Here is a 13298-nt window from a genome sequence, read left to right on the forward strand (position 1 = left end):
GCTTTTGCAATTATTTTTTGTATGTTAACATTTCTCTAATACGTTTAAAGTCACCAGAATGAACCATTCCTGCTTTACGAAGCTTACGCTTTTGCTTTTGTGACTTGTTACCGAATAAGTGGCTAGTAAACGCGTGTGCACGCTTTAATTTACCTGATCCAGTTTTCTTAAAACGCTTAGCAGCGCCTCTATGAGTTTTCATTTTAGGCATTGTTTATTCCTCCCTTAATCGTTCTACGTTGGCGTACTATTACTTATCACTTTTTGGAGCAAGTACTAAGAACATGCTTCGGCCTTCCATTTTAGGTTTTGCCTCAACAGTTGCAATGTCCTCACACTCTGAAGCTAATCGTTCTAATACTTTACGGCCGATTTCAGAGTGAGTAATTGCACGACCACGGAAACGGATAGCAGCTTTAACCTTGTCACCTTTTTCAAGGAACTTTCTCGCATTACGAAGTTTTGTATTAAAGTCATGATCTTCAATCGTTGGACTAAGACGTACTTCTTTAATATTAATCACTTTCTGATTTTTACGAGCTTCTTTTTCTTTCTTCTGCTGCTCATACTTAAACTTACCAAAATCCATGATACGGCACACGGGTGGTTTTGCGTTTGGCGCAACCATAACTAAATCAAGATTTGCTTTTTGTGCCATTTCTAAAGCTTCTAGTTTCGACTTAACTCCAATTTGATCGCCATTAGGACCGATGAGACGTACTTCACGGGCGCGAATGGCCTCATTGATCAACATGTCCTTACTAATAATGAGCCACCTCCAAGTGATTTTAACACGGACAAAGCATTTATGCGCTTGCTCTCAAAAGACTCCATTTTTAAAGGTATGTCTATGTTGGTATACCAAAAACTATTGAAGTCTTAGCTGAATTATCAGCTTTTTGCTCAATAAAAAAAGTGTGAACGCATACTGCGCCCACACTGATCCTTTAAAAGTCAAAATCGTAAACCTGTAAACAGCACTTTGCGTCAATCAGGTGAGAAGCGGGCGCTCCTGCTTGTATATGTCCTTAATTAAATTACTTTCCTACTTTATCACAGCTTATACCTCATGTCAAATATATCTTTTACTTACCACGCTGTTCGACAACTTCCTTTAACTGGTTCACAAAATCAACTAATGAAACTGAAGTTGATTTTTGTTCTCCATATTTTCGGACGTTTACCGCTTCGCCTTCAATTTCTTGATCTCCAAGCACGAGCATGTAAGGGATCTTTTGCATTTGTGCTTCGCGAATTTTATAACCAATCTTTTCATCACGTTCGTCAATTTCTACACGAATTCCTTCTGCCTGTAACGTTTCAGCTACACGTTTCGCATAGTCTAAGTGTACATCAGGTGATACAGGAATAACTTGAACTTGAATAGGTGCAATCCATGTTGGGAAAGCCCCTTTATATTCTTCAATTAAAAACGCAACGAAACGTTCCATTGTCGATACAACACCACGGTGAATAACAACCGGTCGATGCGGCTTTCCATCTTCACCTACATACGTTAAATCAAAACGTTCTGGTAATAAGAAATCCAGTTGGACTGTTGATAAAGTTTCATCCTTTCCTAAGGCTGTACGTACTTGTACGTCTAGCTTCGGACCGTAAAACGCAGCTTCACCTTCAGCTTCAAAGTATTCTACTCCTAAATCATCCATCGCTTCTTTTAACATACCTTGCGCTTTATTCCACATTTGATCATCGTCGAAGTATTTTTCTTTATCTTCCGGGTCTCTATATGATAAACGGAAGGAATAATCGTTCAATCCAAAATCTTTATACACTTCTTGAATCAGACGAACAACGCGAATGAACTCATCTTTAATTTGGTCTGGTCGACAGAAAATATGAGCATCATTTAAAGTCATCCCACGAACCCGTTGTAATCCTGTAACGGCACCACTCATCTCGTAACGATGCATCGTACCAAGTTCAGCAATACGAATAGGTAGCTTTCGATAACTGTGAATGTCATGCTTATACACCATCATATGGTGAGGACAGTTCATTGGACGAAGGACAAGTTCCTCATTGTCCATTTCCATCACAGGGAACATACTATCGCGATAGTGATCCCAATGTCCTGATGTTTTATACAATTCTGAGCTACCAAGTACTGGCGTATACACGTGGTCATATCCTAAGCGAACTTCTTTATCAACAATGTACCTTTCGATTAAACGACGGATTGTCGCTCCTTTTGGTAACCAAAGCGGCAAGCCTTGACCTACTTTTTGAGAGTTTGTAAATAAACTGAGCTCTTTTCCAAGTTTACGATGGTCACGTTCCTTCGCTTCTTCGAGTAAACGTAAATGTTCGTCAAGATCTGCTTTTTTAAAGAATGCAGTTCCATAAATGCGTTGAAGCATCTTATTCTTACTATCTCCACGCCAATATGCTCCTGCAATACTTAACAACTTAAATTCTTTAATTTTCCCAGTCGACGGTACGTGAACCCCGCGGCAAAGATCAAAAAATTCACCTTGCTCGTAAATTGTCACCGATTCTTCAGCCGGTATAGCTTCAATGAGCTCCAATTTAAGCTGATCATCAATTTCTTTATAGCGAGCAACAGCTTCATCACGACTCACCTCTATACGGTGAATATCTAGATTTTCATTAACGATTTTCTTCATTTCTTTTTCGATTTTCGGTAAATCTTCAGCTGTGATTGGCGTTTCACTATCAATATCATAATAAAAGCCATTTTCAATAACTGGACCGACACCAAGCTTTACGTCTCCGAATAACCGCTTAACAGCCTGTGCTAATAAATGGGCCGTACTATGACGCATAATTTCTAGGGCATCCTCAGAATCCTGCGTGACAATTTCAATTTTTCCATCTGTATGAAGTGGTGTACGTAAATCCACTAACTCTCCATTGAATTTTCCAGCAATTGATTTTTTCTTTAGTCCAGGACTAATCGATGCTGCAACATCTTCTGTTGACGTTCCAGTTGGAAAATCCTTTACAGCACCATCTGGGAATGTAATTTGCAATACATCAGACATTTCACTCACTCCTATTTTTCTTTTTGGCTCTTTTCTAAAAGATTGTTGCTTTTAGCTATTGAACCGTTAACCAAGCGAAAGCTTGGTTCTTCACGCTTTGGCGTGAAGCCTTTGAACATAAATCAGCCAGATGGACAAATTAATTTGTCCATTAGGGCTGATTTATGTTCAAAAAACGGTCCAATAGCAACAAAGTTTACGAAAACAGCTTTCTTTTTTTGCAAACAAAAAAACACCCATCCCAAAAAGGGACGAGTGTTATACTCGTGGTTCCACCCTTGTTTCTATAATTGCATTCGATCATCGTTCCTTACTACGCTACGTAATCGACATCGTTTCATTGTATTTTAATACTTTCGATTACAATTACTGCTACCTAAAAGTATACAATGACATATTAACCCACGCAATTATAGCTCAATTCTTCAGAATAACGGTCTGGAGCCGTTAGCAGATACTATGACTTCCCTGCTAATGTTCAAAGGTGGTAAGTCAACATTTCGTGTTAGGTAGTTCTCAGCACATGCTACCTTCTCTGGAAACCGTAAATGAAGACTCTTATCCTTATCATTACATCACACATCATTTAATTTGATATGTAAGTAATTATATGAATTCATTTCAAGAAAATCAAGTTTTCGTTTAAAAATATGATCATTTTTTATGTTACTCTTTGAAATACACCGAGTGGATATAAGATTGCTCTTTCTTGAAAAATCGTTTGGAGCGTATATATGATCCCTTGGTCGACATCATCCGTATAAATAGAAACTATTTCTGGATTAATACTGACTAGAGGAGAAACAACCATTTCCTCGATATCTAAGTCTCCTTCGAAAACCAAGGCCTCTTCGAGAAAATGTTCTTTTTCTTCTCGACTAATTTTTCTAAAGGAACTATTATAAAACGAAAAATGGCCATCATAAACAAGATGGAGTTCTTTCATTTTCTTTGGAGCTGATTTCAAATAGTTACGAAGACTCTCAACAATATTTTGATACTCTTGCTCAAGTAAATATTCATCAATTGCGATTTCAACACAATCTATTAATATTTCACAATAGTCTTTTAAGCGAAACGTTAAAAATGGTTCATAGTAGAAGGTTGTATGTTCGTCAATATTACTCGCAAATGCTTCATATAAGTAATTTTCACGTTCTCTAAAGCAAGAAATAGATGGTATATCATCCCGGTATCCATTAATAATTTCACAAGCAATACTTAAGATTTGTTCCTGTTCTTCTGGGTCTTTAAAATAAAACATACTTTCAATAATTTCTAATAACCAATCTTCCTCTTTCGTTTCAATCACATAGTGTGAAAGAATTGAAGCTAATAATGGATGAAACGAATCATAGAAGTCAATGTTTGTATCCTCATAATGTATGAATAATGTCGCCTCTTCTTGCCCCTTAGCTATGTCTAATGTTACTTGTACACCTAATTGAGTATATTTAGACATATACCGGGTAAGTTGATTATAGACTTGCTGGCAATCGTGCTGAGATTCAAATTGAATGGAAATCAATGGCAAATCCCCCTTAACCGATGAATTAAACAATTTATTTGCACCGTATCCCGGTTGTAAGCGTTCGTGCATGACAAATCATTCTACTTGATTCCTATGACAAGCTAGGAAAAAAAGAACAAAAAAATACGCTTATCGTATAAAAACGAATAAGCGTTAATTTAAATCAGTCTCATGTTTCATAGCTATCGACATATTTCTAAAGAAATTCTTACTATCTCTAATTAATAGCCTATTTCAAGAATAAGAATTCATCCTTTTTTAGTTTTGCATGACAAAATCTTTTGCTGTCATTTCATCATTATCAAATATACGTAAGATTTTATATTTTGTATTTCGCTGAGCAGGAATTTTACCGGCTTCACGAATTAGCTGTAAAATTTGATTCGTGTTCACTTTATGAGTTGTACCCGCTGCAGAAACGACGTTTTCTTCCATCATCGTACTCCCGAAATCATTACAGCCATAAGATAATGACTCTTTTCCAACGTCAGGCCCCATCGTTACCCATGAAGATTGGAAATTCGCAATATTGTCTAAGAAAATTCGAGATATTGCTACATTTTTGAGGTAGCCACGTGGTGAAATTTTTTCACCTTTTAAATTCGTATTATCAGGTTGGAACGTCCAAGAAATAAATGCAAGGAAACAATCCGTTTCATCTTGTGCATCACGAATTCTTTGCAGGTGAAGAGCGCGTTCTTCAATCGTTTCACCTAAACCAATTACCATCGTAGCCGTTCCGTGCATACCTACTTTTTTTACAGTTTTCATACAATCGATCCATTCTTGCCAGCTATCCTTAAGACGGCTCACACGTCTACGTGTTTCATCCGTTAAAATTTCTGCACCGCCTCCAGGTACTGAATCTAATCCAGCTTCTTTTAACTGAGTAAGTATGTCTTCTAATGACAATCCTGAAACCTCTGCCATTTTGTAAATTTCAGCAGGCGAAAACGAATGCATCGTAATGTCAAAACGTTTTTTGATCTCTTTTAGTAGATCTGTATAATACGTAAATGGTAGATCGGGATTTGTTCCACCTTGCATTAAGATTTCCGTTCCCCCAACATCTACCGTTTCTTGGATTTTTTTAAATACTTCTTCATTTTCAAGGACATAACCATCTGCATGCCCAGGCGGTCGATAAAAGGCACAAAATCGACAATACGTATCACAGAAATTTGTATAATTTACGTTTCTACCGATTACAAATGTTGTAACTGGTTTAGGATGCCATTTTTTCATAATGGCATTTGCAGCTCGCCCCATTTTTTCGACTTCATCGCTTTTATAAAGTTCAATGCAATCTTCTAACGAAATACGTTCACCGTTCACTGCTCGCTCGAGAATGTGGTCAATGCCCATTTGATTCATAACCCCCATCTTTTTCAACTAGTATTATACTATCATAGATTAATGGAGAATGCCCGTTCCAAAAAGAACTATTTCTTTTCTCTACGATTAGAGCCTTCTACAAATATAGGCGTCGTGAAGTGGCGGATTCTCTCCATAATCCGTTTTGCCTTAAGCTGTTCAAATCCTCCACGCTCCGAATAAGACAAATGTGCTTCTAATTCCTCATAGCTATAATTAGATGTAAAAAGCGTTGGGAGTTTTTCAAGCATTCGATATTGCAGAATAACTCCTAGCACATCATCTCTAATCCAGCTCGACAAACTTTCTGCTCCGATATCATCTAAAATGAGCACCTCGGCATTTTTAACTCGATCGAGCTTTTCATTTACTGTACCATCACCAATGGATTGTTTCATTTCTCTAAAAAAGTCCGGCGTATAAACAAGCATCGTTTCGATGTCACGATCGGCCAAAGCATTAGCGACAGCCCCCATAATATACGTTTTACCGACACCGAACATTCCGTATAAGTACAAACCCATCGATCGATTTCCTGGATCTGCTTGCATAGCAAACTCTAACGCAGCTGCACTAGCAGGCCACCGAGATTCTTCACTTTTATCAAAATTTTCAAATCTCGCTTCTAAAATATCTTTAGGAATATATAAGCTTTTAATTAAAGATTGTTGTTTCTTTTGGCGATCCGTTTTTTGTTTAACTTCGCAAACCTCGAATTGAATATCAACAAACTTTTTTTCAACAACTAAGTTCGGACGATAGCCTTGCATTAAATTCGTGCACTTCTCAAGCCCTGGACAGTTATGACAGGTACTCAACTCTTTTCGATATTGATCTAACTTCGGTAAGCTTCTTTCTAGCATATCTAAGGAAACATGCGGTTTTGATTGTAAAAACTCACCTATCAACGGATCAGTTAAGATCTCGCGTTTCAACTTCTCATACTGTCTTACAAATTTTTCTCCGCTCATCATCGACTGTAGGGAAGCTTGAATCGATTCCATCTAATCTTCCTCCTTTTTCGTTTTCTTTTGTCTTAATTCTTCCATCATTTTTTCAAATCTTTCTTTTTCCTGGGCATATTTAGGATCCGGACGCTGTAATTCTTTATCTTTCATGTCTGTTGACTTTTGTTCCTGTTCTTTTAATAACCATTTTGGTAATGTTTCTTTACGTTCAGATGATTTCCTTGGTCGTCCTTTTGCTTTTGGTGTATTGTCTAATTTTCCTTGCTGATAGGTCGTATTTTTTTGGTACTCTTGTTTCGCTAATTCCATTGCTTGCTTTACTGTTTTTATATTCTTCCTTGACCAATGTCCTGCTATTTTATCAATTAATGACTTCGTTAATTTCATATCATTTCGTATCATTACGGAATCAATCAGTACATTAACAACACCCGGCGTCAATTGATAGTCCAAAAGCAAGCTTTCGATTATTTTCACGTCAGCCAATGGAACTTTAGCTCCCTCTGATCGACTTTCTAATAAATCTAGTGGTGACGTCGTTTCATATAAAACAATCATTTTTTCTTCGTCCGATTGAGGCTCCTTTCCAACCATTTCTCGGTGTTCGATTGGTTGGGTTTTTAATCCAAGGGTTGGCGGTTCATTTCCATATTCAATTTTATACCACTCTTGTGCCCGTTTTCTTAATTCTTCAATATTCAATTGATCATCATGAAGAAGGGCTTGCTGAATTAACCGGCTCATTTCTAGTGGCTGAATACGATAAACAAATGCAAGACGAATAATAACCTTTCGAATTTCTATTGTAAGCAATTGTTTCGCATTAATAAATGTCGCCAGGTCGGATTCTAATAATTGGAAATCAAATGAACTGTCCGCAAACATCAAATCATTCGTTGATTCTCGTTGAACGACTTCTTTACTCGAATCTATTTCTAACGCATTAATTAACTCTGTTTGATGATGAGTAGCAATCTCAGAGTGAGCCAAAGAAGTAAATACCTCATCGAAACCATAAGTTACTTCTTCATAGCCTTCATGGTCTAACTTATCAATTAAAAAACGTTCTCTGATTTGACGGTACTTTGTCTTCCCTAAACGATTATATAGATAAACACTTAAAACGTCATTTGTAAAAAATGCCTGTGGTGACATCGGAGACTGAAGCTCATACAAATAAGTTGAGGTGTCTTCGGTCTTCTTTTTGAAAGTTTTTAATAATCCAATTGCTTCTAACTTTTTCCGTTCTTGATAAAGTTGAGGTAACGGTAAATCCATACTAATCATTAATTGTCGATGTGTCGCCTCAGCACTCCAATAAATATCATCTTCCAATTCACTCCATAGCGTCATATATAAGCTATAAGCCACTGCTCCGATCAGTGGTTGATATAATAAAATCAATACTCTTTGATCCTGAATAGTTAATTGATCTTTTGCTCTAATCATATACCGATCTACTGGCAAAAGTTCTTTCCAATGCCATTCCATCCTTACCACCTAGCCTTACTCTGTTCTTCTGTAGAAAGTCATCATATTTAGCTACGAACGGCGACAAAAATAAGTTTTCTCATAGTATAAAGTGAAAAAGAGCTCTCAGCATTTTGCCTAAAGCTCATTTTATTTCTTCGTAGTATTTCGATCTATGAGATCTTTTAATTCATCAATAAACACATTAATATCTTTAAATTGGCGATACACCGATGCGAACCGAACGTAAGCTACATCATCTACACTAGCTAAAATTCCCATCACCAATTCTCCGACGTCTCTGCTCTCGACTTCATTCATTCCTTTGCTGCGGAGCTCTCGTTCTACTTTTATAACAATTTCATTCAGCTGTTCTAAAGATACTGGTCGTTTTTCACAAGCGCGAATAAGACCCCTTAATATCTTTTCACGACTGAACTCTTGACGCGTTCCGTCTTTCTTTACAATAATAATTGGATGTTCTTCTACCGTCTCAAAGGTAGTAAAGCGATAATTACATGCTTCACACTCTCTTCGTCTTCGAATTGACTTACCTTCGTGGCTCGGTCTAGAATCAAGAACTTTTGTTCCATTAAATTCACATGCTGGACAACGCATTTGGTATCAACTCCACTTTGTCTTGCATTTGGGTTAGAAAAGCGCAAGCGACCGCTCATCGGCGCTGGAACTAGACATCTTCTGAACAATATACTACTTTAATAATAAATAAAAAATTAAAGAAAGACAAGAAATCGTTCACTCGATATGTAAGAAAAGTAGTTTTATTGTCCAAACTAGGAAGTTTTCTTCAATTATTTATCTTTATTGTTTGTCAAGATAAAGCTATTATTACCAGTCCCTATGCACAGCCTTAATGTTAGTTAAACGGGTAAAAAAACCAAAAAGAGGTGGCTCAGGACCACCTCTTTTTAAAACATTACAATGCTTGAACTTTTGATTTTTCAACCTTGATAGGACCCATTCCCCTTGGCACTTCAATTATTTCACTTGTTGTAGCCTGTAGTGCTTTAGATATATAATCTGAAGCTACATTCGGGTCGATTCGATCGCCACAAGTGTAAACATCGATACTTGCGTAACCATGTTCTGGAAAGCTGTGGATTGTTAAATGCGATTCTGAAATAATCACAACTCCACTAACACCATGTGGGGCAAATTTATGAAAAGCTACTTCACGTACTTCTGCCCCCGATTCCAATGCAGCATCAACGAAAACTCTCTCAATAAAATTCATATCATTCAACTTCTCTACGTTACATCCCCATAATTCAGCAATTACGTGACGACCCATAGTATCCATAAGTTGAATCCCCCTTTTCAAAAAAATTCATGCCTTCGAAGCATGTAGGAATGTTAAGGTACCACGGGGGAAAGTTAGTCCAGAGAGGTCCTAACCCTTTGAGTAGCTAACTATTCCTGATTTGCTTATTTGAAGTTCACGTGAATTAGTATACTTGTTTTATTTTGGATTTGCAATAATAATTTAACAAGTATATTCAACGATCTGCATTGTAATCTGATACGTGCTGCTGGATGCTTTAGGATACCTAGTGCCGTAACACATCTAGGGATACTTCATACAAGAAACGATAGTTCTCCTGCACGAAGTTACACTATATTGTTAACTCCTTCACTAGCCTATATTCAATTAATATATACCATTTAAAGACATTATAAGGCCATGAGGCTAAACTTATCCTTTACCTCATTTTTAAAGTGCCTTAGAACCATAAAAAAAGCTGCTTTAGCAATCTTCATGTCCCCGCCCAACACCCTTTAGACTCAATAAAAGAGACTATAAAGAAGGTTTAGTCGGAAAACCGAAATGCATAAGGCAGCCTGTATTCTAGACTTTTTTAAGTTTAAACGTGAAGTTCAGCCCCTGTTACAATTTTTTTTGCAATAAGGTTTACAAGGTCGACTACTCGGCATGAATATCCCCACTCGTTATCATACCAAGCAAGCACTTTTAATTGTCTTTCTCCTAATACCATCGTTGATAATCCATCAATAATCGAAGAATTTTCGTTACCATTAAAGTCTATTGATACAAGTGGTTCATCTGTATATCCTAAAATTCCTTTTAATTCATTATTCGCTGCTTTTCTTAATACATCATTTACCTCTTCAACCGTCACATCTTGCTTTAGCTGAACAACAAAGTCAACTAAAGATACATTTGGTGTTGGAACACGTAATGCCATTCCGTTTAATTTTCCTGAAAGATTTGGTAAAACTTTCGCGATCGCTTTTGCTGCACCCGTCGAGGTTGGAATGATCGACTGCGCGCAAGCTCGAGCTCTACGTAGATCTTTGTGAGGATTATCTATGTTCTTTTGGTCGTTCGTGTATGAATGAACAGTCGTCATCATTCCTGTTTCAATTCCAAACGCTTCATCAATCACTTTTGCTACAGGTGCTAAACAGTTTGTTGTACAAGAAGCATTAGATACAACATCATGCTTCTCATGAATGTAATCTTCTTCATTAACTCCCATAACAATGGTTACATCTTCTTCTTTACCAGGTGCTGTAATAACTACTTTCTTTGCTCCAGCTTCTATATGGTAGCCTGCAGTTTCCTTTGATTTAAACTTACCAGTTGCTTCAACAACGATATCTACATTTAATTCTTTCCATGGTAATTGTTTCGGATCACGTGATTGTAAAAGCTTTACTACTTTTCCGTTAACAATCAATTCATTATCCCCAGCAATGACCTCTGCTTGGAATGGTCCATGGGTGCTGTCATATTTCACTAAATGAGCTAATGTTTCTGCAGGGTAACTTGCATTTACCGCTACAACATCTAATTTATCATCAAGAATTGCTTTTCGGAACACCATTCTCCCAATTCTTCCAAAGCCATTAATCGCTACTTTAACCTTCATCACAAATAGCTCCTCTCCATTTATATATGCTATACTAAATGTCATTTGATATGAATTAGTATAACATATAATATGCATTGTGAACTAATAATTTTAATAAAATGATCATAAATAATAATAATTAGGCAATTCAAACAATAAAACGTTACATCAATTAGTGGGAATAAGAAAAGCGCAAGCGCCCGTTTAGCGGCGTATGGACTGGAGCCCCACCGTATGAGATAAAGGAAACACGGCGAGAGTCATCGAGACGATGTTGACTTATCGTAAGGAGGGGGAGCGAAGTCCACTAGACGCTGGGCGCTGAAGCTAGACAAGAAAAGCGGAAGGTGTCTGCTTATCGGCGACAAGCGCTGGAGGACCAGCAATTAGTGTCTTGACTTTTAGACACGTTTGATGGACCGAAGCGACCTCGAGCCGATGACACCTGCAGCTAGACATCCCGAAATTTAAACTTTCTTATTCTTTAAGAAAAGCACTAGGATGTTCTTGCAAATCCTAGTGCTTTTCTTTACAAATAATATAGTCTTTTAATAATTATTGTTTTTAGTTATCCATTAATGGTGAATAACCTTCCATTTTGTTAATACGTGCTTTAATTGTTTTTTTGTTTCTCCAATCGTACCATTATTGTTAATGACTTCATCTGCTAATTGAAGTTTATCTTTCAACGGCATTTGCGAACCGATTCGGCTTAATGCTTCTTCCTTTGTCGATTGATCTCGTTGCACTAACCTCTCTAATTGAATGTGTTCCTCAACATACACAAGAAGGACTTTATCCACCATATGCCTTAAATCACTTTCAAATAATAATGGTAAGTCATAAACAACGACACGATGTCCAGTAGCAAACAATTGATCTTTTGTTTCGACCATTCGCTTTCGTATAGCTGGATGAACAATTGCATTTAATTTTTGTCGTTCATTTTCATCATTAAAAATTATCTCTCCAAGCTTTTTTCGCGCAAGCGTTCCATCATCGTTTTGGATACGACTCCCAAAATGAGCAACAATTTGCTGATATGCATCTTCACCAGGTTCGACTACTTCTCTTGCAATCACATCTGCATCAATAATGGGTATATCGAATGTAGAAATCAAGTTAGAAACGGTACTTTTTCCACTAGCAATTCCACCTGTTAAACCGATAATCATCCTATGAACTCCTTTACATTATCTGATCCCGGACTTTTTGAACTTCCCCTCTTATCTTGTTCAAAAAGGAGGACAAAAAGAGCCGAGAAGATTGAGGCGGCGCAGCTTCGAGCAACACAGTGTATGCATATAATACATGAGTAGCGCAGAAGCAAGCCAACGAAGAGATTCGACAGCTATTTTTCCCAGACTTTTTGAACTTCCCCTAAATTAAGCTCCATACACCTAGTATAATCAGTAATAACCCCGGAATAAACGAAAACTTTTTCATAATATACGTATCAGAATAGCGGTAACCGCTTTTCATTCCAAACGTAACGAAGGATGCACTCATTATTGCTACTGTAAGTGCCATTAACCAAGGTGAAAACCCTATGAGGGCAGCTCCGATTCCTGCTCCGAAAGCATCGAGGGATAACGCGACGCCTAATAAAATAGCTTCTCTGCCTGTAATTGTTCCTGATTTATCAATGTCAGCTTCCATCGGCTTACGCAAAATTCGAATGACTAAGCCAAGCATTTTAATTTCTAAATTAATTAAAATTTTATCATCGACCTTTTCCTTTTCTTCATCATAAGAGTTCTTTGCTGGTCGAAACACTTGATAAAGTGCCCACGCACCGATCAAGATTAAGATAATCCCCCCGAGTGCTTCTGCAAATTGCGGGGATAAGTATCGTTGAATCAAATTTCCAAATGTCATGGCGATAAGAATCGAAGCTGCTGAACAGAAAGCAATAAAAAACAAGGACTTAAACGGTAACTTCATCTTCCGTAGTCCATAAGTTAGACCCACACCAAAACTATCTAAACTAACAGCTAAAGCTAATAGAAGTAATGAGAAGAATTCTACCATGTAA

12 protein-coding genes and 2 other annotated features are annotated in these 13298 nt (G+C 37.3%); all 12 genes read right to left on the reverse strand.

Annotated features, from left to right (window positions below; translation table 11 throughout):
* Nucleotides 1-10: 10 nt before the first annotated feature.
* The 12 genes from rpmI to ytaF all read right to left on the reverse strand — a co-directional run bounded on the left by rpmI (nt 11) and on the right by ytaF (nt 13294).
* Nucleotides 11-211, reverse strand: coding sequence for a 50S ribosomal protein L35 (gene rpmI, locus J0N78_RS05715; RefSeq protein WP_209122055.1), 201 nt, complete (start codon nt 209-211; stop codon nt 11-13).
* 39 nt (nt 212-250) lie between these two features.
* Nucleotides 251-754 (reverse strand): translation initiation factor IF-3, encoded by a 504-nt coding sequence (gene infC / locus J0N78_RS05720; RefSeq protein WP_209122056.1) that lies wholly within the window; start codon nt 752-754, stop codon nt 251-253.
* 149 nt (nt 755-903) lie between these two features.
* Nucleotides 904-1024: a sequence feature (ribosomal protein L20 leader region), on the reverse strand.
* Between the two features lie 61 nt (nt 1025-1085).
* Complete coding sequence (gene thrS, locus J0N78_RS05725) at nt 1086-3026, reverse strand: threonine--tRNA ligase (RefSeq protein WP_209122057.1); 1941 nt, start codon at nt 3024-3026, stop codon at nt 1086-1088.
* Nucleotides 3027-3270: 244 nt separating this feature from the next.
* Nucleotides 3271-3606 (reverse strand) — a binding site (T-box leader).
* A gap of 81 nt (nt 3607-3687) precedes the next feature.
* On the reverse strand, nt 3688-4626 hold the full coding sequence (ytxC, locus tag J0N78_RS05730) for a putative sporulation protein YtxC (RefSeq protein WP_247747150.1): 939 nt from the start codon (nt 4624-4626) through the stop codon (nt 3688-3690).
* A 189-nt stretch (nt 4627-4815) separates the two neighbouring features.
* On the reverse strand, nt 4816-5922 hold the full coding sequence (gene mqnC, locus J0N78_RS05735) for a cyclic dehypoxanthinyl futalosine synthase (RefSeq protein WP_209122058.1): 1107 nt from the start codon (nt 5920-5922) through the stop codon (nt 4816-4818).
* A 77-nt stretch (nt 5923-5999) separates the two neighbouring features.
* Complete coding sequence (gene dnaI / locus J0N78_RS05740) at nt 6000-6935, reverse strand: primosomal protein DnaI (RefSeq protein WP_209122059.1); 936 nt, start codon at nt 6933-6935, stop codon at nt 6000-6002.
* A complete protein-coding gene (locus J0N78_RS05745; protein ID WP_209122060.1) occupies nt 6936-8390 on the reverse strand; it encodes a replication initiation and membrane attachment family protein in 1455 nt (484 codons plus the stop codon). It lies immediately after the preceding gene.
* 129 nt (nt 8391-8519) lie between these two features.
* Complete coding sequence (gene nrdR, locus J0N78_RS05750) at nt 8520-8987, reverse strand: transcriptional regulator NrdR (RefSeq protein ID WP_209122061.1); 468 nt, start codon at nt 8985-8987, stop codon at nt 8520-8522.
* A 319-nt stretch (nt 8988-9306) separates the two neighbouring features.
* Nucleotides 9307-9690: an adenosylmethionine decarboxylase gene (speD, locus tag J0N78_RS05755; RefSeq protein WP_247747151.1), complete on the reverse strand. Its 384-nt coding sequence runs from the start codon at nt 9688-9690 to the stop codon at nt 9307-9309.
* Between the two features lie 562 nt (nt 9691-10252).
* On the reverse strand, nt 10253-11281 hold the full coding sequence (locus J0N78_RS05760; protein ID WP_209122062.1) for a glyceraldehyde-3-phosphate dehydrogenase: 1029 nt from the start codon (nt 11279-11281) through the stop codon (nt 10253-10255).
* Nucleotides 11282-11838: 557 nt separating this feature from the next.
* A complete protein-coding gene (coaE, locus tag J0N78_RS05765) occupies nt 11839-12438 on the reverse strand; it encodes a dephospho-CoA kinase (RefSeq protein WP_209122063.1) in 600 nt (199 codons plus the stop codon).
* 205 nt (nt 12439-12643) lie between these two features.
* Entirely contained in the window at nt 12644-13294 is a 651-nt protein-coding gene (gene ytaF / locus J0N78_RS05770; RefSeq protein WP_209122064.1) for a sporulation membrane protein YtaF, read from the reverse strand.
* Nucleotides 13295-13298: the final 4 nt, after the last annotated feature.

Source organism: Alkalihalobacillus sp. BA299 (assembly GCF_017745675.1).
In the GTDB taxonomy this organism is placed as follows: domain Bacteria; phylum Bacillota; class Bacilli; order Bacillales; family Bacillaceae_F; genus Alkalihalobacterium.